Source organism: Vreelandella sedimenti, assembly GCF_013416325.1.
Classification (GTDB): domain Bacteria; phylum Pseudomonadota; class Gammaproteobacteria; order Pseudomonadales; family Halomonadaceae; genus Vreelandella; species Vreelandella sedimenti.
On the sequence record NZ_JACCGK010000007.1, the window covers coordinates 143832 to 163167 of the forward strand.

Here is a 19336-nt window from a genome sequence, read left to right on the forward strand (position 1 = left end):
TGACGTAGCACGTTATCAATAACCTATTACAAAACCGTGATACTAATTCAGTCATACACATTCAGTCATACGAATGTCTGCGCTACTGAGACCTTAACGCAAGCATAAAGTTCGCAGGTTAAGCATTACCAGCAGTATCGCATTAACTGCCTAAAATCCATCAATTATCTTGGCCGAATACTCGAAAGGTGACGAGTCACCGCCAACCAGGCACCCAACCAGCCTAGTAGTGTACTGCAAGATAGCAGAATTGTAGAGCCTGTCACGTCGAGTTGGGGTAAAGAAAAACTCGCCCCGTAACTTGCCGCCAGAGCGGATACCGGCAGGGAAAGCCAGTGATTGCCCAGATCTAACAAACCCAGCGCCAACAGCCCTCCGCCTAAGCCGTACCAAGCACCGCTGTATAGGAAAGGCCGTCGCACAAAAGCATGCGTGGCACCAATAAGCATCACGACTTCAATTTCCCGGCGACGACTCTCCACCGAGAGACGAATGGTATTACCGACCACCAGCAGCACGCCTAAACCAAACAGCACCCCTAGCGCCAGTGCTACACGGCGACCTAGCTCGGCTAAGTTTCTCAGTCGCTCTACCCAGGCCAGGTCAAGACGCACCTCATCCACCCCAGCGAGCGCTTCAAGACGGGTGGCCAACTGCTGCATGGCAACCGGGTCAACGCTTTCCGGGCGCACCACCATACTAATAGGCAGCGGGTTACTCTCCAGCCCTGCCAAGGCATCATCGAGCCCCAGCGACTGCTGGAACTCCGCCATACCCTGCTCGGCGCTGATCAGTTGGGTTTCGAGCACGTCCGGTTCCGCGTTGACCGCCTCTTCAATACGCAGCGACTGGGCATCATCGGCACTCAACTCCAGGTAGACCGTTAGGGTGGCGCTCTCATCAAGCTCAGCATCCAGCAGGCGGGCACTATCCAGGGTTAGCCACAGCGCCGCAGGTAGCACCAGTGCAATAGCGATCGCCAGCATGGTCAGAAGATTACCCAGCGGATAGCGTATCAAGCGCTGAAAGCTATCCCACCCCATGCTGCGGTGATGGCGCCCCCATGCCCGCAGGCGACTGGAAAAGCGCGTTTGCTGCGACCTGGCGCCTCGCTGTGGCGCTTGGGCTTTCTCCACCGCTGGTTTAACAGCGGCTTTGTGAGGCGTTTTTAATGCTGCTCCCTGACGACGCTTGGGTGTCGCGGATGACCTCATACCGCCCCCCCATCGGCTACCAGCCTGCCGTCGCTTAAGCGCAGGATGCGGTGGCGCAGTCGGGCAATTAGAGCCAAATCGTGGCTGGCGATCATCACCGTGGTACCAATCCGATTAAAGTCCTCAAACAGCGCCATTATATCCGCCGAAAGCTGGGGATCCAGATTGCCCGTTGGCTCATCAGCCAGCAGCAGCGCGGGCTTATTAACCACCGCCCGGGCAATGCCTACCCGCTGCTGCTCGCCGCCGGAGAGTTCTATGGGCAACGCCTTTTCACGATGCAGCAGCCCCACTTTATCTAACGCGGCACGCACACGGCGGGCGGCCTCCCGAGGTTCAACCCCTTGAATCTCCAGCGGTAGAGAAACATTGTGAAAAATGCTGCGATCAAAGAGCAGTTGATGATCCTGAAAGACCACACCGATTTGGCGCCGATAGAACGGCACTTGGCTGGCATGCAGCTGAGCAATGTCATGCCCCGCTACGACGACGCGCCCACGGCTAGGTTTCTCAAGACGCATCACTAAGCGTAGTAGCGAGCTTTTCCCCGCCCCGGAGTGGCCGGTAAGAAACACCATTTCGCCCCGGGCAACCCGAAAGTTAAGATGCGCCAGCGCTTCAAAGCGTCCACCGTAGCGTTTTCCCACATGCTCAAAGGCGATCATGCGCTGGCATCGTCCCCTTGGCGGTCAAATAGCGCTTGGACAAAATCATTGGCCTCGAAGGGGCGCAGATCGTCAATACCCTCCCCCACGCCAATAAAACGAATTGGCGTTTCCAGCTGTTTAGCCAACGCGAAAATAATCCCACCTTTTGCGGTGCCGTCCAATTTGGTGAGCGTGATCCCGCTGACCGGCACGGCGTCATTAAAGGTGCTGGCTTGGGAAATCGCGTTTTGCCCGGTGCCCGCATCCAGCACTAGCATCACTTCGTGAGGCGCGGTGTCATCTAGTTTCTGCATCACCCGGTGAACTTTTTTCAGCTCTTCCATCAGATGGCTTTTGTTATGCAGCCGACCGGCGGTATCGGCGATCAGTACATCAACACCCCGCGCAGTGGCGGCCGCTACCGCATCGTAAATCACCGAGGCGCTGTCCGCGCCGGTGTGTTGGGCGATGACCGGCACCTTGTTGCGCTCGCCCCAGACTTTGAGCTGCTCGACAGCGGCGGCACGGAAAGTGTCACCGGCCGCCAACATAACGCTTTTGCCTTCGCGCTGAAAACGCTGGGTTAGCTTACCGATGGTGGTGGTTTTACCCACGCCATTAACACCCACCACTAAAATAACAAACGGCCCCTTGCCTCCTTTTGCCAGCACAAGCGGCTTGGCGACCGGCGCCAGCATGGCGGACAACTCTTCTTGCAGGCCACGGTAGAGAGCTTCTGGGTCGTTCAACTCTTTGCGCGAGACCCGCGCCTCTAGGCGACCAATAATCTCAGTCGTCGCGTCAATGCCCACGTCGGCCATTAACAGCTGCGTTTCCAGATCTTCCAGCAGTTCGTCATCGATCTGTTTTTTACCTAAAAACAGATCAGCGATGCCATCGGTTAAGTTGGCACGGGTTTTCCCCAGGCCTGACTTGATACGCGCAAACCAGCCTTTCTGGTCGCTTTTGGCAGCCACCGGTTTCTCTTGCAAGGCGGGCGTTTCACGGGCTGGCTCTGGCTCTGGCTCTGGCTCTGGCTCTGGCTCTGGCTCTGGCAAAGTTTCTGGCGCTTTTGAGGCCTCTTCAACAACGCCCGTGGAGGTCTCGGGCGTCGCAATGTCCAGCTCATCGGTTTGCTCTTGAGGCTGTTCCTTTAACTGCTCCTCCTGCGCCTGCTTGTCTTGAGGCGCCTGCTGCGGATCTTGCTTATTCTTGCGTTTAAAAAAACCAAACATGAGTGCTACCCGACATAAATAGTGAACATTAAGGTTATGCTAACACCGTAACCCAAGACTTTGGATAAACAGCCCGTTACAATCCGCTTCATGACACGACAACGCCCCCCTCGATCCTCTACATCCCGCCGCACACCAGCTAAGCGGGGTGGTCAACAACTTGGCAAACCTATTGGTAAGCCACTTGGTAAGTTACGCATCATCGGCGGTGAGTTCCGTCGCCGTCAGTTGCCGGTGCTGGATAGCCCTGGTTTGCGTCCAACCCCAGACCGCGTGCGTGAAACGCTGTTCAACTGGCTCGGCCAACAGCTTTACGGCCAGCAAGTACTCGACCTGTTCGCAGGTACCGGTGCGCTAGGCATTGAAGCGGTGTCTCGCGGCGCCTCCTGGGTCGATTTTGTTGAGCGCGACCCACAGGTAGCGGCGCAGCTGTCGACCAATCTGGCATCGCTCAATATTACCGCAAGCGCGGTGCATGTTAACGATGTTCAGGCCTATCTGACGCGCCCAGCCAAGCCCTATACACTGGTCTTTCTTGATCCGCCGTTCCATCAGCAGTTGGCCGCGCCCTGCTGCTCGGCATTGGAAACTAGCGGCTGGCTGGATAACGAGGCAATGATTTACCTGGAAACCGAGACGTTGCTGGCTCCCAAGGTGCCCGCCAACTGGCTATTGCACCGCGAAACCCAGGCGGGCGAAAGCACTGCGCGGCTCTATCAACGTCAAGCACCGTAAACAGCGCTTGCCGCCACGCGGCGGTGGCGTTACGCTCGCCTCATTCGCCCCTACTGACAAGCTTTGTTTTTGTTTATTTGGGTGCCTTTTTATGACCTATTTTGGGTTTTTGTTTTTACGCTAGGGAGAGATACATGAGTCTGGAGCTATTTAATCAACTTGAACAGAAAGTCACCGACACCGTTGATGCACTGGAGATGATGAAACTGGAAAATGAAGAGCTGCGCGGCGAAAACGCCAAGCTGAAAGAGGAGCGCGAAGAGTGGGAGCGTCGCCTCAACAGCCTACTCAGCAAGTTCGACAGCCTAGAAACAACTAGCGCTTCGTAACTAGCTTTGCGCTACTTGGAGTATCTGCGACATGAGTAGCGCGTCTTCTCGCCCAGCAGGCCCTTTGGCCGCTGGGTAATAGCCTTTGCGCCGCCCATCTTCGCTAAGCCCGCAGCACTGGTAGAGCCGGATAGCGCTAAGATTCCCCACCCGCACCTCTAGCAGCAGTCGCTCACTCAGCCAGCCGCGTGCGGTCGACAGCACGACCTCCATCAACGCGCGACCTGCTCCACTGCGACGCTGCTCTGGGTGTACTCCAATGGCTTGCAACTCCGCTTCAAACGGCAGTCGCGCCACAATGGCATACCCTAACAGCTGCTCATCCTGCCACCAGCCCAATACACAGGTATCCTGGCCGCCCAACGCTGCCAGCATTTGCGTCTCGGAAGTGCCGCTCTGCGCCCGCTGCTCAAGCGCGAGCAGCAGGGCCAGGTGCTCGACGTTGAGTTCAGTGATCATCAGCAGTCTGCTTAGCGCCAGCCGCCCACTGCTGGCCTAACGCCTGCAGCGCTGGCCAGAGGTCGCGCTTACTATGGCTACCGTCGAGGAGCGACCCAAGTGAGGGGCCCTGCCATAAGGGCAGCGAAAGCGTTTGGCTTTGACCTTCAGCCACGTTCAGTATGCGCTCCAGCGGTGCTTGTTCAGCCCCAGATTCGGTATCAGGCTCGGCTTCCAACTCACCCCACCAAAGTAATCGCTCTAATCGCCACCCTTGACGGCTCGCGCTTCCGGCGATAAACGCCGCCAAGCCCTCGCGGGCTTCGTCCAAGGGATCCTCTACCGCAAAGGCGTTGGCCATTTGCGGCCAAGTGAAGTGGCTCACTTCCGGCAACGCTCCACGCTGAATGCCCGCGGCCTGCAACAGGTTAACCAGTAGCTGCTGCTCAAGCGGACTCATTTCCCCCGCCTGCAGCACCATCCAGCGGCCCTCAAGACAAACGCAGGAGAGCGCGAACTTAAGAGGTTTGGCTGGCACCACTTCCGCGCTGGGAGTCGCCGTCTCCGGGTTGGCAATCGCCGGCTTATTTTGGCTCGGCTTGTCCGCACGTTGCTTGTCTTGACCTAGCAGTGCCCGCACCGCCGAGGGTGAAGCAATGGCTTCGCCTGAGGCCTGGGGGTCGGAAGATTGAAGCTCGGGCGGTTGAGGTTTGGACGTTTGACGCTTGGGCGCAGGGGCGTCGTCCAGCAATGCCTGTAGCCGCTCCCGAGGCGGCGTAGGAGCAGGCGTCGAATCTTCCCACTCACAGGCCTCGGTGGGCAGCGCATTAGGCAACTGGTATTTAGCGGCCCAGGCGGTAATGCCCATGGCGTCCAGGTAGTGGCGCCGAGTAACTTCTTGATTCACTTCCCGCCGCCGCGACAGTTGGGTGAGTTCGGGCGTTCACCGCCGCGTGCCTGCCACTCGCTGGGGGTATAAAGATGCAGCGCTAAAGCGTGCACCGGTCCGGAAAGCTCATCGGCCAACAGCGCATAAATTTGCTGGTGACGCTTCACCGGCATCATGCCATCGAAGGAGTCACTCACTAGCGTCACTTTGAAGTGGGTTTCAGAGTTCGCGGGCACGTTGTGCATGTGGCTTTCGTTTTCAACCTGCAGCACGTCTGGCGCGAGTGCCGTTAACTTCTGCTCAATCTGTGTCTGCAGCGTCATAAGGTTCTCCTTGAGAGATCACAAACCATTTTATTGTACGCGCTTACTGGCCCGCAGACGATGCCCGTCGAGCGTGTAACGCACGCCTTGCCAGCGGCATGCGCGCCACGCTTGCCAAGAGCGCCAGCAGCGTAGTCGCCGCCCCTAGCCAGAGCGTTACCTGTACCGGCCAGCCTAGCGCCAACGCTGCACCGACTAAGGCCACGCCAAACGACTGCCCGACGGTACGTGTGGTGCTCATGACGCCAGAGACGTTGGAACTGCGCTCCGGCGGCAGGCTGCCCATCATTTCGCGGTTGTTAGGCGGCTGGAACAGGCCAAAGCCAATACCGCATAGCGCAGTGCGCCATAGACTTCCCGCCACACCGGTCGACTCATCGACCAGCGCCAGCGCAATCAGGCCAATGATAAGTAGGCCAAGCCCCGTACTGGAGAGAATACTGGGATTAATACGGTCGGCTAAGCGCCCCGCTACAGGGCCAACGAACATGATAGCCAGTGGCCAAGGAGTGAACAGCCAAGCGGTTTCCAGTGGCGAAAACCCCATCTGCTCCTGATAGAAAAACGACAGGGCTACAAACGTAAGGCCCTGACCTATAAAGGCAAGTCCAGAGGCAGATACCGCCAGTGTAAAGCGCAGCTCGGCAAATACGCTAAGCGGCAACAGTGGATAAGGTGCGCGACGCTGACGCGCAATAAACCCAGCACAGGCCAATACCGCCAATAGCACCCAGCCACCGCTTTGCCAAACCGGCGCGGCGTGGCTCACGGCGTCCATGGCAATAAAGAAGCTGGCCAGCATAACGATCGAGAGCAGCGCCCCAGCCACATCAAAACTGCCTTTGCGTGGTTCTTCTCGGGGCAACGCACGCTTGGCGAGCCATAACGAGCAAAGACCCAGCGGCACATTGAGCGCAAACAGCCAGGGCCAGTCGGCAAAGGACAGGATTACCCCACTCAGCGTGGGCCCTGCCGCGTAGCCACCGGCCACCACCAAGGCACTCAAGCCAAGGGCGCTGCCCAAGAGGCGCGAGGGGAAAATGGCTCGATAGAGCGATGGGCCAATCGATAGCGTGGCCGCAGCACCTAGCCCCTGAAAGGCACGAAACACTAGCAACGTTTCTAAATTGCGCGATAGCGCTGCCCCTAGCGCGGCAGCGACAAAGGTGGCCAGCCCAAACAGGTAGAGCCTGCGACGTGTGATCAATTCACTAATGCCCGCAAACACGAGCAAAAAAGCCGCACAAACGACCTGAAACAGGTTGGTAATCCATACCGCTCGGGATGCCGACACATTCAAGTCGGCGGCAATAGAGGGCAGCGCCAGGTTGATCATGGTGGTATCGACCACCGCCATCAAGGTACCGGTCACCAGCGCCATCACAGCAAGGGCGCGTTCAGGCCCAGGCAGGCCATCGTCGCCGGGGCGGGTTTCAAACAGTCGCATGCAAGCGTTCCTAGGCAGGAGAGATCTTAAACAAAACGGTGAAAAAGAAACGACTCAAATAGTGGGGTTCAAAATCCTGTCTTAAAAACACAGAAACCGGCCTAAGCCGGTTCCGAATTGCGCTATTTCGAAGTGCGCTAGCTGGCTGTTAGCAACCAGCTGTTCAGGCAACCACTAAGCTTAAATAATACTAGGCTTGCCTAAATACTAGCACGCTAACGGCTAATCCTGCTCGCTGTCGAGCAGTAATGCATCATCGACTTCTGAGATTTCCAGCGCCGTTTCGTCGTCCAGATCAATGGCCAGGTAGCTGTGCTCGACGCGCACAAACTCCTGGAACAATGCCCAGTCGAGTTTATCCGGCCACTGCCGTTCGTCCTCTTCCCAAGCGCGCAGCTCAGTCTCAAGAATTTCCACGTAGCGGTCACGCACAAACGTTTCCAGCGCTTCTGGGGTATCCATCTCTGGAATCAGGTAAATGGTACTTTCACGTTCGACGTCGTCCAGGGTCAGGTCGTCGTCTCCCATGGTGGGTTCCAGCGCGTTGATCCAGTCCACAAAGGGCTGGGTCGGCCTGACGCTCAGTGCGGAGCGGTTAAGCAGTTTCATGGGATTCTCCTCGCCGTCGAAACGTTGACCATTATGGGCGCTATAACGCGCCCTTACCAACTTTTCATCCGTTATCGTAGCGTGTTAGTCCACTTCAGGGCGCATCGCCGGGAACAGCAACACATCGCGAATCGATGCGCTGTCGGTGAACAGCATCACCAAGCGGTCAATACCGATGCCTTCGCCCGCGGTGGGCGGCATGCCGTACTCCAACGCACGTACGTAATCTGCATCGTAGTACATCGCTTCCAGGTCACCGGCATCTTTTTCCGCGGACTGGGCACGGAAGCGCTCCGCCTGATCTTCGGCGTCGTTAAGCTCCGAGAAGCCGTTGGCGATTTCGCGTCCCCCCACAAAGAACTCAAAGCGGTCGGTGACGAAGGGATTAGCGTCATTACGCCGGGCAAGCGGACTCACTTCAGCCGGGTATTCGGTGATAAAGGTCGGCTGGTCGAGCTTATGTTCGGCAACTTCTTCAAATATCTCCGTTTGCACCTTGCCCAGACCCCAGCTCTCTTTGACCTTGATGCCCAGTTTCTCAGCGGTTGTCCGCGCCGCCTCGAGCGAATCCAAATCGCTATCGGCAATGCCGTCGCCATGATCAAGAATCGCCTGACGTAGCGTTAAGCGGGCAAAAGGTTTGCCGAAATCGTAGCTCGCGCCCTGATACTCAATCACTGCGTTACCGAGCACTTCTTCAGCGGCGGTGCGCAACATCGCTTCGGTCATATCCAGCAGGTCACGGTAATCCGCATAGGCCCAGTAGAACTCCACCATGGTGAATTCTGGGTTGTGGCGCGTCGATAACCCTTCGTTGCGGAAGTTGCGGTTAATCTCGAACACCTTCTCAAAGCCGCCCACCACCAGACGCTTGAGATAAAGCTCAGGCGCAATACGCAGATACATGTCGATATCCAGAGCATTGTGGTGGGTAATGAACGGCCGTGCCGCCGCTCCGCCGGGGATCGGCTGGAGCATTGGCGTCTCTACTTCCATAAAACCACGGGCTTCAAAGAAGCGGCGCATGGAGCTAATGACCGCTGCGCGGGTTTCAAACACCTTGCGCGACTGCGGATTCATGATCAGATCCACATAGCGCTGGCGATAGCGGGCCTCCATATCGGTGAGGCCGTGAAACTTATCCGGCAGCGGGCGCAGGCTCTTGGTGAGCAGTTGCACCTCCTTCATCATCACGTACAGATCGCCCTTGCCGGATTTATGCACCGGCCCGTGGGCAGCGACGATGTCACCGATATCCCAGCTTTTAACGTCTTCCAGTACGTCGGCGGGCAGGCCTTTTTTATCCACGTAGAGCTGGATTTGCCCGGCTACATCCTGAATGACGATGAAGGGGCCACGTTGACGCATCACACGACCTGCCACAGCGGCGTGGTGATCCAGCGCTTCAAGCTCAGCCTTGTCTTTATCGCCGAAGGCATTTTGCAGCTCGACGGTTAAGCTGTCGCGGCGAAAATCATTGGGAAACGCACTCTTTCCCTGCTCAGCGGCGCGCTCGCGGCGAGCAGTCAACTTGGCTCGGCGCTCGGCAATCAGGTGGTTTTCGTTGTCTGCAGGAGACGCGTCTTGGTTAGCCATGGGGCACCCTGTTCATGTTCAAACGCTAAAAAAATTACAAACCTTGCTTCAAGCTGGCGACGATAAATTGGTCAATATCCCCGTCGAGCACTTTATCGCAGTTACTGGACTGCACGCTGGTGCGCAAATCCTTGATGCGCTGATCATCCAGCACGTAAGAGCGTATCTGGCTGCCCCAGCCGATATCAGCCTTGGAGTCCTCGGCCTCCTGCTTGGCGGCGTTGCGCTTTTGCATCTCGTGTTCCCACAACCGCGCTTTCAACTGCTTCATGGCAAAATCGCGGTTGGCGTGCTGGCTGCGCTGGCCTTGACAGGCCACGACGATCCCGGTCGGCTCGTGGGTAATCCGCACGGCCGAATCGGTGGTGTTTACGTGCTGACCGCCCGCACCGCTGGAGCGGTAGGTATCGACGCGCAAGTCCGAGGGATTAATTTCTACCTCGAAACTGTCGTCAATTTCCGGGGACAGGAATACCGAGGCAAACGAGGTATGCCGACGGCCACCGGAATCAAACGGGCTTTTACGCACTAGGCGGTGCACGCCGGTTTCAGTACGCAGCCAGCCGAAAGCGTAATCGCCCTGGATATGCACCGTGGCCGACTTAATGCCCGCCACTTCGCCAGCAGAGATTTCGGTGATATCGGCTTTGAAGCCGTGACTCTCCGCCCAGCGCAGGTACATGCGCAATAAAATATTGGCCCAATCCTGGGCTTCGGTGCCACCAGAGCCGGACTGAATTTCCAGGTAAGCGTTGTTCTGATCCATTTCACCGGAGAACATGCGACGAAATTCCAGTTTTTCTAACGCCGCCTGCATGCTATCCAGCTCTTTGCACACTTCTTCGACGGTGCCTTCGTCCTCTTCCATTTCGGCAAGCTCAAGCAGATCCCGGCTATCGCCAAGGCCCTGCTCAAGTTCATCAATGGTAGCCACTATGGCTTCGAGGGAGGCGCGCTCTTTGCCTAACTTCTGCGCATAGTCTGGATCGTTCCAGACATTGGGGTCTTCCAGTTCGCGGGTGACCTCTTCTAGCCGATCTTTCTTCTCGGCATAGTCAAAGATACCCCCTAAGAACGTCTGTCCGCTCAGACAGGTCCTTGAGCTGGTTGTGAATCGGATTGGTTTCCAACATGGGATCGCCCTAGCTTGGTCTACTCGGATCGTACAGAAGTGTATCGATCAGAAAAGCGCATAGTGTAACGAAAGCCGACACGCCCCGCATCCAATGGCCTGCCACTAGGTAATAAAAAACCCGGCATGCGCCGGGTTTCATTGGAGTTTGGTTCTCTAGGACTTAAAAGCGATAGGTTAACTGAGCACCAAAACCGTGAGCTTCGTTTTTGTAGTCGGCTGAGTAATTAGTCCCACCTGCTCCAGCTAGCGAATCAAAACGCTGCTGATCCACAAAAGTGCCACGCTCGGTTAGATAGGAGTAAGCAAAGTCTAATGTCATATCAGGCGTAGGGCTCCAGCCTGCGCCTAGGGAAAAAATACGGCGATCATCAGAGGGAATGCGTACGCTACGGTCTTCATCATTAGATGGCGTAAAGTCTAGTGTTACCCCCGCGCGGAGCGCCAACGTCGACGTTAACTGGTACTCACCGCCTGTGGCAAAGGCCCAAACATTTTCATAGTTTTGCGGCTCTTGGGTAATAAGACCACCCTGATCATTAACAACCCGGATTTCTTCAAACTGGCTCCAGCGTACCCAAGAGGCGCCAAACATCAGTTTAAGGCGATCAGTCATCTGTTGAGTTAGTGAGAAATTAACTGTTTCAGGTGTGGTTAAATCTAAATTAGCGTTACTTTGAAGAGGAGCTCCTGTAATTGGATTTGGGGCTGTTGTGCCATCCGGAGCAATGGCTCTATAGTCACCTTCAAGCTCATAGTCAACTTTCGAACGGTAAGTGAGACCCAGCGTAGTTTCGGGTACCGGGCGATAGATAACACCTAAGTTATAGCCCCATGCATCATCTTTACCGTCAACACGTGCATCAATGTCATTAGCAGGATCGAAGTCAGCGCTGCCTGGCACCTGACGACGAAGCTCACCTTCCACACGGTTGTAAGTCACACCAGCCCCTACTGACCACTGGTCATTAAAACGGTAAGAAACCGTTGGCTGAGCACTCATTACAGTGAGTTCGGTATAGTTACCAAAGTACCTGCCTTCAAATGTGTCTTCATAATCGGTCTTAGACCCAAAGGGTGCGTAAACACCAAACCCTAAAGCCAAGCGCTCATTCACTGGGTGTGCATAGAATGCAAATGGAATTAAGGTTCCCGGCACCATATCACCATTATTTGTGCCTTGTGCTGCTGGGCCGAGAGCCCCTACAGCAGGACCACCAGGAGTGTTTGCAAAAGTTTCATAATTTACATTTTCAATCTCAGTATTAACATTTAAAAAAGTCCCACCCGCCGTAATCTGTGCACGGTCTAAAAACGACATACCCGCCGGGTTGCCGTACACAATGGTTGCATCATGAATGTTAGAGCTTCGCCCGGCGTGACCATAGCCCTGCCCACTCACGCTCTGCTCGTTGATTTGATACCCGCCCGCGTGGGCTTGGCTGGCGAAGACGGCCGCGATGGCAGCAGCCAGGGTGAGCTTATTAAATTTATTATTCATAGTGGGCCTCTCTTCCCGATGATCCAGTGGATACCGACGATCCACTCTCTTTATTTTTACATGACTGTTTTCTCGCAACTGAGCCAAAGGTTCAAGGGCAAACGTTCGTTTTATTTTATTTTTGGCTTATACATTAGTCGCACGCTCGTTTTAAATCAGTGTTTTAGTCATTTCGGCTGATTGAGCAAAGGCACTCTTGACCTATGGGTAACCCATAGGTTCTAAACTACCGTGGTTACTATTTAACCGGTCGGGAGAACAGGCCATGAAGGTTAACGAGCTTGCTAAACGCGGAGGGGTTACCGCTGAGACCGTGCGCCACTACGCTCGTGAGCGTCTACTTGCCCCCCAGCGCCACCCGGATAATGGCTATCAGCTATTTTCGGATACCGACCTAGAGCGGCTGCGGTTTATTCAACGGGCACGCAAATTAGGTTTTAGCGTGGCGGAGATTCGCGACATCCTGACCCACGCCGACCAAGGTGACTCCCCCTGCCCATTGGTACGCGACTTACTTGCCAGCCGACTACCGCAAATCCGCGCACGCATTGCCGAGCTGGAAGCACTAGCCGAACGAATGGAACAGGCCATGGAGAGCTGGCAGCAAATGCCCGATGGCTCCCCCGACGGCCACAGCGTGTGCCGTCTGATTGAGAGTTTTCCTGACGCCACGCCTACCAAGGAGACCCCATGAGCGACGCCTCTACCGAAGCCACCTCAAGCGTGAGCCCTGCCAATGGAGTCACCACGCGAACTATTCCTGGCATGAATTGCCAGGGCTGCGTCAAGCGTATGCGCGAGGCAGTACAAAATGGTGACCCAAGTGCCGACGTGATCGGCACGCCTAGCGAAAAACGCCTAGAGGTTGTTTCATCGCTAACCGACGCCGAGCTTGATCAACGCTTGACCGAGGCGGGCTACCCGCCAGGCGAAGCAGCTCTGGAGGAAACAACCCCAGACGGAGCAACTAAGCAACCAGATACCACGCCACCCGCTAAGGCTGAAAAGGCTGCAAGTCCCCCTTCCCAAGGCCAAGGTAAAAAGCAGCGTCTGGCGATTAGCGGGATGACCTGCGCCAGCTGCGTTAAGAGCGTGCAGAAAGCACTAGAGCGAACTGAGGGAGTCGACACCGCCAGCGTCAATTTTGGCACCCACTCCGCCCAGGTGTTTGGCAGTGCAAAGACCCAAGCGTTAATCGCCGCCGTTGAGTCAGCCGGCTATGGCGCCGAACCGATTGTGGATATGCGGGAAGCAGAACGCACTCGTGCAGAGCAGGATGCCAAGACTTACCAAAAACGGCTGCGCGGCAGCGCGATCTCGCTGGCACTGGCCATTCCGCTGATGCTCAGCATGCTTTTTTTCCACCCTCACCCGATGGGGCTGGGGCGTCTCTACTGGTTAGTCATTGGCCTATTAACCCTGGGTATTATGGCCTTCCCAGGACGCCACTTTTTCGTCAACGCCTGGAAGCAGCTTAAGCACCACCAAGCCAATATGGATACCTTGGTCGCTATGGGCACTGGCGCCGCCTGGCTATATTCCATGGCCGTGGTGCTGTTTGCGCCGTGGCTGCCAGAAGTCGCTCAGGGGATCTATTTTGAAGCCTCAGCCATGGTGATCGGGCTGATTCTCCTCGGCAATGCCATGGAGCTACGCGCCCGGGGCCGCACCAGCGATGCGCTAAAGCGCCTGCTTGACCTACAGAGCCGCACCGCGCGGGTGATTCGCGACGGACACGAGCACGAGATTGAGATTGACGCGGTGCGTGCTGGCGACCACGTACGGGTACGCCCCGGCGAGCGCTTACCGGTGGATGGTGACGTCATTGAAGGCCAAAGCCATATTGATGAGTCAATGCTTACCGGCGAGCCACTCCCCATCGCCAAAAACGCGGGGGATGAAGTCAGCGCAGGCACGGTGAATGGCAAAGGGGGCTTGATCTATCGCGCCACGCGGGTGGGCACCGACACTCGCCTGGGGCAGATTACCGAACAGGTAGCGAGCGCTCAAAACTCGCGCCCTCCGATTGGCGAGCTAGCCGACCAGGTCTCCAGCGTTTTCGTGCCTGCGGTAATGATCATTGCCGTATTGACGGCCCTGGTGTGGTTCAACCTAGGGCCCGCTCCTCAGGTGATTCATATGCTGGTGACGGCGACCACCGTGCTGATTATTGCCTGCCCCTGCGCGCTGGGTCTGGCGACGCCAATCTCGACCATGATCGGCGTCGGTAAAGCGGCAGAGCATGGGGTGCTGGTACGCAGCGGCGAGGCGCTGCAAACCGCCAGCAAGCTGACCACGCTAGTCGTCGATAAGACCGGCACGCTCACCCAGGGCAAGCCCAGCGTCACCGATGCGCAGATGTTTGGCGTAGAGCAATCCACCGTGCTGGCGTTGGTGCACGCGCTGGAACGCAGCTCCGAGCACCCATTGGCGGCGGCGTTAATGACCTACGCGGAGGAACACGACGCTAACCCTGCCGAGATTAATGGTTTCGATAGCGTGACCGGTGGCGGGGTGAAAGCCAAAACAGCCGACGGCAAAGCGCTGCTGCTGGGCAATGCGCGTCTGTTAAACGAAGCCGGTGTAGATCTCAAGGCCGGTGAAGAGCAGGCCCGTGCTCTGGAGGAGCAGGCCCGCACACTGGTGTACTTGGCGGTGGATGGCAAATTGGCCGCTCTGTTTGGCATCAGCGACCCGCTTCGCCACGACACCGTGGCCGCGATCAAGCGCCTGCAAAAAGACGGCTTAACCATCGTTATGCTTACAGGCGATAACGAGCACACCGCCAGGGCCATCGCCCAGGAAGTGGGCATTGATGAGTTTCGGGCAGGGCTGTTACCCGAGGACAAGCACGCCGAGATCGAGCGCCGCCAGAAGGCGGGAGAAATCGTTGGCATGGTGGGCGATGGCATCAATGATGCCCCGGCGCTGGCCAGGGCGAACGTGGGCTTTGCCATTGGCCAGGGCACCGATGTGGCCATTGAGAGCGCGGGTATCACGCTAATGCGCGGCTCGCTGCACGGGGTGGCGTCAGCGATAGAGATCAGCCGCGCCACGCTGCGCAATATCAAACAGAACTTGGTCGGCGCCTTTGGCTACAACCTACTGTGTATTCCCATCGCGGCGGGCGTGCTCTACCCGCTCACCGGCATGCTGCTTTCACCGATGATTGCGGGTGCTGCCATGTCACTCTCTTCCATCACCGTGGTGAGTAACGCCAACCGTTTGCGGCTATGGAAAGCCAGCCAGGAGGACGCCTCATGAGCTTATTGATCAACTTGGCAGGCTTCGGTCTAATCGCGCTAATTGTGTGGTGGTTCTGGCTTGGCTAAACGTTTTTAGGTCACTCCGATGTAACGCCCTGGCTTATGGTTCAGGGCGATAATCAGGTTGAGCGTAAGCGCCCCTAGTACCGAATAGCCCACGCGATCCCACGGTAGTTGGGTCAGGGCTACCAGCAGGATAACGCCATCGATGGCCAGTTGAACGTAGCCTGCGCGCAGGCCGTGTTTATCCTGTAAGTAGAGCGCGAGGATATTGATACCGCCCAGGCTGGTGCGGTGGCGAAACAGCATCAGCATGCCGATGCCCATCAGCGCGCCGCCCATCAAGGCGGCGTAGATCGAGGGCACGTTGGCAAATTGCACCCAGCCTTGGGTTAACTCTGAAAACAGCGATACCAAGCCGATGGCGGCAAAGGTGCGTAGGGTAAAACTCCAACCCATCCTCTTCACCGCCAAGTAGTAAAACGGCAGGTTAATGGCAAAAAAGTACACCCCAAACCCCCAGCCGGTAACGCTGCTGGTGATATAGCTCAACAGCAGCGCCAAGCCTGCCGTACTGCCGGTCAATAGCACCGCATGGGTGTAAAAGGTCACCCCCAGCGCGACAAAGAACGTGCCCAGCAGCATCGCCATCATATCTTCATAGGGGCGATGTTGATCCTGGGGTAAATCTTCCACGCGCATGGGGCTTCCTTACTTAAATTGTCAGTAGATGATGCGATGCAGAACTTAAATTGGGCTGGCGTGTTCAACCATCAACTGCAGCGTCTCGCGGCCCCGCCAGCGGTTGCGGTTAAGCTTGTAAGCACAGTGGAGCGTATCCCCCACGTTAAACCCAGGCAGTTCCCCAGGCGTTAAGGCACGAAACCAGATGGCTTTGCAGGTCACAGGTCCTGTGGAGAGTTCCAGCATCAGGTGCGCGCCGTCAGCACCCACCGGGCGCAGCGCCTCGACAATAAAGCGACCTTCAAACAGCGGCGGATCAAACTCCCGCCCGTAGGGCCCAAGGGTTTCTATCTCTTGCAAGGTGGTCAGCGAAAGCTGTGCCGTGGAGAGTTCGCCATCCGTCCATAGGCGCGGATAGAGCGTTCGTCCCTCCAGCTGTTCGCCGACGGCCCTCAAGAAAGCCGCTTTAAAGACGTCAAGCTGATCCCGTGGCACGCCCACCCCTGCCGCACCACTATGGCCGCCAAAGCGTGGCAGCGACTGGGGAGCAAGCTCAAAGGTGCGCTGTAAGGCATCGCGCAGGTGAAGCCCGTCAATCGAGCGGCCGGAGCCGGTTAGCATGCCCGGTGCCGAGGCTTGTGTTAGCACCAGCGCCGGGCGCCCGTAGGCCTGCACCAATCGCGAGGCGACGATTCCCTGTACGCCGGCGTGCCCGTCTTCAAGCAGCACCACCACGGCGGGCTCATCGGCGTCCAGAGCCACTGTGGCGAGAGCGCGCGCCTCGGCGGCCATATCGGCCTCAATCGCTTTGCGGGACTGGTTATCCTGATCCAGCACGTCGAGCTGGCGATTGGCGACCCCATCATTCTCGGCCAGCATAAAGTGCAGCGCCGCGTAGGGGTCGTCCAGCCGCGAGCGGGCATTAATCCGCGGCCCCATCTGAAACGCTAACGTCTCGGCGTTAAACGGCACGCTGTCAGCGCCTAAGCGCGTGGCCATAGCGCGCCAGCACGCCGCATCCATACGATTGATCAGTTTTAACCCTTGATTGACCACCGCGCGGTTGGCGGGGCTGCCGCCCAGGGAGACACAATCCGCTACCGTGCCCAGCGCTACGTAGGAGAGCCAGGGCGACAGCTTGGGCGTCGACGCTGATAGCGCCCCCCACTCAATCAGCACACCGCGGGCAAGTGACATCAGCAGCCACGCCACCATACAGCCAGCGATGGTTTTGTCGGGATACTCACAGTCATCACGGGTAGGGTTAACACAGGCGAATGCCGAGCTTGGCGGCCCCTCAATGGGCAGGGCGTGGTGATCGCTGACTACCACGTCGATACCTGCCGCTTTTAATCGCGCGATACGCGGCTCATCAGAGCTGCCACAATCGGCGGTAATCACCAGGGTGGGAAACGGCTTTTGCGCAAGGGTGCGCTCTACCAGCGGTAGGCTAATGCCATAGCCATCGTGAATGCGGTGGCCAATCAGGCTGTGCAGCTTGCCTTCCGGGACTCCAAATAGCTCCACCAGCGTGCGCCTAATCACCACGTGGGAGGTAATGCCATCCACGTCGTAGTCGGTGAGAATGCCGATGGCCTCACCCTCTGCCACCGCCTGAGCGATACGCTCAGCGGCGCGGCGACCATCGGCCAGTTTTTCCGGATGGGCCAGGTAGCGCAGGCTGGGGGCAATTAATGGTAGCAATTCGCCTCTATAACCAGGCAAACGTGAGGCCAGCAGTCGCGCCTGCAACTCGCTTAATCCTTCCGCCTGGGCACGGGCGTAGAGCGCCTCGTCCACAGGACGAGGCTCTAAGCGTGGTCTGGTTGTGCTAGAAGACAGCGTGCTTTGGGGTAAATCTGTCACTGCGGTCATCGATGTCTCAAAAGGTAGGTCTCAACGCCGATTTTCCACGACAAACTGCTGCACGGCGGTAAGCTCTGCGGGCAACACGGTGTAACGCTCTTCGCGTTCAATAAGGTCTTCCATATGCGGCGGCAGCGGTACACCCAGGAAGCCTGCTTTCACCACGGCCTCGGCGAATTTAGCCGGATGCGCAGTGGCGAGGGTAATCATCGGCGTTGTTTGATCAGCACGAGCACGCTCGGCGGCGCGATAGCCGGTGGCGGTGTGCGGGTCGAGCATTTCGCCGGTGCGCTTATGGGCATCGCGAATCACTTCCAGAATCGTCGCATCATCCACGCTGTAGCTGGAAAACTTCTCGCGCAGCTTGGCCAGCGGCGCATCGGCCAGCGCCGTGGGCTCCTGCTGGAAGCGCTCAAGCAGCGCCGCCACGGCCAAGCCATCGCGGTCATAGGCGTCAAACAGCAGGCGCTCAAAGTTAGACGACACCACGATATCCATGGAAGGCGCTAAAGTAGCCGCCAGCTCTTTTTTGGAGAAGTCGTTGGCGGCCAGCGTGCGGTGCAGAATGTCGTTGGCGTTGGTGGCGATGATGAACTGCTTCACCGGCAACCCCATTTTGTAGGCCATGTAGCCCGCAAAAACGTTGCCAAAATTAGCCGACGGCACGCAGAAACTCACCTCACGGTGCGGCGCACCCAGGGCAACGCCTGAGGCAATGTAGTAAACGATCTGCGCCATAATGCGCGCCCAGTTAATCGAGTTGACTGCGACTAGGCGGGTGCCATTAAGGAACGTCTGGTCGGCAAAACTGGCTTTGACCATCGCCTGGGCGTCGTCGAAATTGCCTTCAATGGCAATGTTAAAGACGTTATTGGCCAGCACCGAGGTCATTTGCCTGCGTTGCACTTCCGAGACCCGGTTGTGCGGGTGCAGGATAAAGATGTCCAGGTTGTCGCAGTGGCGACAGCCTTCAATCGCCGCCGAGCCGGTATCGCCCGAGGTCGCGCCCATGATCACCGCACGCTCGCCGCGCTTTTTCAGGAAGTGATCGAGCAGGCGGCCAAGCAGCTGTAGCGCTACGTCTTTAAACGCCAGGGTCGGGCCGTGGAACTGCTCAAGCAGGAAGTGATTGGCATCCAGCTGTTTGAGCGGCAGCACGGCGTCGTGATTGAAGGTCGCGTAGGCCTCGGTCACGATGTTGCGGAAGGTCGCGTCGTCGATCTCACCGTTCACAAACGGCTTCATCACCCGAAAGGCGATTTCCGCGTAGGAGAGCCCGGCCATGTCGGCCAGTTCTTCCCGAGAGAACTCAGGCAGTGTTTCCGGCACATAGAGGCCGCCGTCGCTGGCCATACCGGTGAGCACCACTTCTTCAAAGGAGAGCGCGGGCGCCTGCCCACGCGTGCTGATATAGCGCATCTAGGC

The 19336-nt window shown here is 57.3% G+C and carries 18 protein-coding genes; 4 read left to right on the forward strand and 14 right to left on the reverse strand.

Annotation, left to right across the window (positions count from 1 at the left end; translation table 11 throughout):
• Nucleotides 1-164: 164 nt before the first annotated feature.
• Genes ftsX through ftsY form a run of 3 tightly spaced genes read right to left on the reverse strand, consistent with a single transcriptional unit; the run spans nucleotide 165 to nucleotide 3096 of the window.
• A complete protein-coding gene (gene ftsX / locus HZU72_RS09605) occupies nucleotides 165-1214 on the reverse strand; it encodes a permease-like cell division protein FtsX (RefSeq protein WP_180091590.1) in 1050 nt (349 codons plus the stop codon).
• The gene (ftsE, locus tag HZU72_RS09610) at nucleotides 1211-1879 is read right to left on the reverse strand and encodes a cell division ATP-binding protein FtsE (protein WP_180091591.1); all 669 of its coding nucleotides are present in this window, start codon (nucleotides 1877-1879) and stop codon (nucleotides 1211-1213) included. The genes ftsX and ftsE overlap by 4 nt, the downstream gene beginning before the upstream one ends.
• Entirely contained in the window at nucleotides 1876-3096 is a 1221-nt protein-coding gene (ftsY, locus tag HZU72_RS09615; RefSeq protein WP_180091592.1) for a signal recognition particle-docking protein FtsY, read from the reverse strand. The genes ftsE and ftsY overlap by 4 nt, the downstream gene beginning before the upstream one ends.
• Before the next feature lie 90 nt (nucleotides 3097-3186).
• Here ftsY and rsmD point away from each other — a divergent pair, with 90 nt between their 5' ends.
• Nucleotides 3187-3831: a 16S rRNA (guanine(966)-N(2))-methyltransferase RsmD gene (rsmD, locus tag HZU72_RS09620; RefSeq protein WP_180091593.1), complete on the forward strand. Its 645-nt coding sequence runs from the start codon at nucleotides 3187-3189 to the stop codon at nucleotides 3829-3831.
• Between the two features lie 134 nt (nucleotides 3832-3965).
• Nucleotides 3966-4160 (forward strand): cell division protein ZapB, encoded by a 195-nt coding sequence (zapB, locus tag HZU72_RS09625; RefSeq protein WP_133730983.1) that lies wholly within the window; start codon nucleotides 3966-3968, stop codon nucleotides 4158-4160.
• Here the strand turns inward: zapB and HZU72_RS09630 are convergent, their stop codons facing one another.
• From HZU72_RS09630 to HZU72_RS09665, 8 genes are all read right to left on the reverse strand, one after another.
• The gene (locus tag HZU72_RS09630; protein ID WP_180091594.1) at nucleotides 4161-4619 is read right to left on the reverse strand and encodes a GNAT family N-acetyltransferase; all 459 of its coding nucleotides are present in this window, start codon (nucleotides 4617-4619) and stop codon (nucleotides 4161-4163) included. It abuts the gene before it with no gap.
• On the reverse strand, nucleotides 4609-5505 hold the full coding sequence (locus HZU72_RS09635; RefSeq protein WP_180091595.1) for a hypothetical protein: 897 nt from the start codon (nucleotides 5503-5505) through the stop codon (nucleotides 4609-4611). Before HZU72_RS09635 ends, HZU72_RS09630 begins: the two co-directional genes overlap by 11 nt.
• Nucleotides 5502-5810, reverse strand: a complete 309-nt coding sequence (locus tag HZU72_RS09640) for a BolA family protein (protein WP_022520218.1) — start codon at nucleotides 5808-5810, stop codon at nucleotides 5502-5504. Before HZU72_RS09640 ends, HZU72_RS09635 begins: the two co-directional genes overlap by 4 nt.
• A 43-nt stretch (nucleotides 5811-5853) precedes the next feature.
• Entirely contained in the window at nucleotides 5854-7257 is a 1404-nt protein-coding gene (locus tag HZU72_RS09645) for an MFS transporter (RefSeq protein WP_180091596.1), read from the reverse strand.
• A gap of 222 nt (nucleotides 7258-7479) precedes the next feature.
• The gene (locus tag HZU72_RS09650; protein ID WP_022520220.1) at nucleotides 7480-7866 is read right to left on the reverse strand and encodes a hypothetical protein; all 387 of its coding nucleotides are present in this window, start codon (nucleotides 7864-7866) and stop codon (nucleotides 7480-7482) included.
• A gap of 84 nt (nucleotides 7867-7950) precedes the next feature.
• Nucleotides 7951-9462 (reverse strand): lysine--tRNA ligase, encoded by a 1512-nt coding sequence (lysS, locus tag HZU72_RS09655; protein WP_180091597.1) that lies wholly within the window; start codon nucleotides 9460-9462, stop codon nucleotides 7951-7953.
• A gap of 34 nt (nucleotides 9463-9496) precedes the next feature.
• Nucleotides 9497-10595, reverse strand: a protein-coding gene (prfB, locus tag HZU72_RS09660) for a peptide chain release factor 2 (RefSeq protein ID WP_138800386.1) whose coding sequence is annotated in 2 segments (ribosomal slippage) — nucleotides 9497-10519 and nucleotides 10521-10595 — 1098 coding nt in all. Because the reading frame shifts where the segments join, the coding sequence is not laid out codon by codon here.
• A gap of 162 nt (nucleotides 10596-10757) precedes the next feature.
• Nucleotides 10758-12095 carry an OmpP1/FadL family transporter gene (locus tag HZU72_RS09665; protein ID WP_180091598.1) on the reverse strand — a complete coding sequence of 446 codons (1338 nt, stop codon included), beginning with the start codon at nucleotides 12093-12095 and terminating at the stop codon, nucleotides 10758-10760.
• A gap of 265 nt (nucleotides 12096-12360) precedes the next feature.
• Between HZU72_RS09665 and HZU72_RS09670 the strand changes: the two genes are divergently transcribed.
• Nucleotides 12361-12789: a MerR family transcriptional regulator gene (locus tag HZU72_RS09670; protein ID WP_180091599.1), complete on the forward strand. Its 429-nt coding sequence runs from the start codon at nucleotides 12361-12363 to the stop codon at nucleotides 12787-12789.
• Nucleotides 12786-15359, forward strand: a complete 2574-nt coding sequence (locus HZU72_RS09675) for a heavy metal translocating P-type ATPase (protein ID WP_180091600.1) — start codon at nucleotides 12786-12788, stop codon at nucleotides 15357-15359. Before HZU72_RS09670 ends, HZU72_RS09675 begins: the two co-directional genes overlap by 4 nt.
• Nucleotides 15360-15433: 74 nt before the next feature.
• Here HZU72_RS09675 and HZU72_RS09680 read toward each other — a convergent pair whose 3' ends face one another.
• Genes HZU72_RS09680 through thrC form a run of 3 tightly spaced genes read right to left on the reverse strand, consistent with a single transcriptional unit; the run spans nucleotide 15434 to nucleotide 19330 of the window.
• Nucleotides 15434-16063 carry a YitT family protein gene (locus HZU72_RS09680; protein ID WP_180091601.1) on the reverse strand — a complete coding sequence of 210 codons (630 nt, stop codon included), beginning with the start codon at nucleotides 16061-16063 and terminating at the stop codon, nucleotides 15434-15436.
• Nucleotides 16064-16108: 45 nt separating this feature from the next.
• Nucleotides 16109-17920 carry a single-stranded-DNA-specific exonuclease RecJ gene (locus HZU72_RS09685; protein ID WP_180091602.1) on the reverse strand — a complete coding sequence of 604 codons (1812 nt, stop codon included), beginning with the start codon at nucleotides 17918-17920 and terminating at the stop codon, nucleotides 16109-16111.
• 21 nt (nucleotides 17921-17941) lie between these two features.
• Nucleotides 17942-19330, reverse strand: coding sequence for a threonine synthase (thrC, locus tag HZU72_RS09690; protein ID WP_180091603.1), 1389 nt, complete (start codon nucleotides 19328-19330; stop codon nucleotides 17942-17944).
• Nucleotides 19331-19336 lie beyond the last annotated feature (6 nt).

Bases quoted from the DNA above. Each gene is read 5' to 3' on its own strand.
- ftsX (WP_180091590.1), bottom strand. From the start codon at position 1,214: ATGAGGTCATCCGCGACACCCAAGCGTCGTCAGGGAGCAGCATTAAAA.
- ftsE (WP_180091591.1), bottom strand. From the start codon at position 1,879: ATGATCGCCTTTGAGCATGTGGGAAAACGCTACGGTGGACGCTTTGAA.
- ftsY (WP_180091592.1), bottom strand. From the start codon at position 3,096: ATGTTTGGTTTTTTTAAACGCAAGAATAAGCAAGATCCGCAGCAGGCG.
- rsmD (WP_180091593.1), top strand. From the start codon at position 3,187: ATGACACGACAACGCCCCCCTCGATCCTCTACATCCCGCCGCACACCA.
- zapB (WP_133730983.1), top strand. From the start codon at position 3,966: ATGAGTCTGGAGCTATTTAATCAACTTGAACAGAAAGTCACCGACACC.
- HZU72_RS09630 (WP_180091594.1), bottom strand. From the start codon at position 4,619: ATGATCACTGAACTCAACGTCGAGCACCTGGCCCTGCTGCTCGCGCTT.
- HZU72_RS09640 (WP_022520218.1), bottom strand. From the start codon at position 5,810: ATGACGCTGCAGACACAGATTGAGCAGAAGTTAACGGCACTCGCGCCA.
- HZU72_RS09645 (WP_180091596.1), bottom strand. From the start codon at position 7,257: ATGCGACTGTTTGAAACCCGCCCCGGCGACGATGGCCTGCCTGGGCCT.
- HZU72_RS09650 (WP_022520220.1), bottom strand. From the start codon at position 7,866: ATGAAACTGCTTAACCGCTCCGCACTGAGCGTCAGGCCGACCCAGCCC.
- lysS (WP_180091597.1), bottom strand. From the start codon at position 9,462: ATGGCTAACCAAGACGCGTCTCCTGCAGACAACGAAAACCACCTGATT.
- HZU72_RS09665 (WP_180091598.1), bottom strand. From the start codon at position 12,095: ATGAATAATAAATTTAATAAGCTCACCCTGGCTGCTGCCATCGCGGCC.
- HZU72_RS09670 (WP_180091599.1), top strand. From the start codon at position 12,361: ATGAAGGTTAACGAGCTTGCTAAACGCGGAGGGGTTACCGCTGAGACC.
- HZU72_RS09675 (WP_180091600.1), top strand. From the start codon at position 12,786: ATGAGCGACGCCTCTACCGAAGCCACCTCAAGCGTGAGCCCTGCCAAT.
- HZU72_RS09680 (WP_180091601.1), bottom strand. From the start codon at position 16,063: ATGCGCGTGGAAGATTTACCCCAGGATCAACATCGCCCCTATGAAGAT.
- HZU72_RS09685 (WP_180091602.1), bottom strand. From the start codon at position 17,920: ATGACCGCAGTGACAGATTTACCCCAAAGCACGCTGTCTTCTAGCACA.
- thrC (WP_180091603.1), bottom strand. From the start codon at position 19,330: ATGCGCTATATCAGCACGCGTGGGCAGGCGCCCGCGCTCTCCTTTGAA.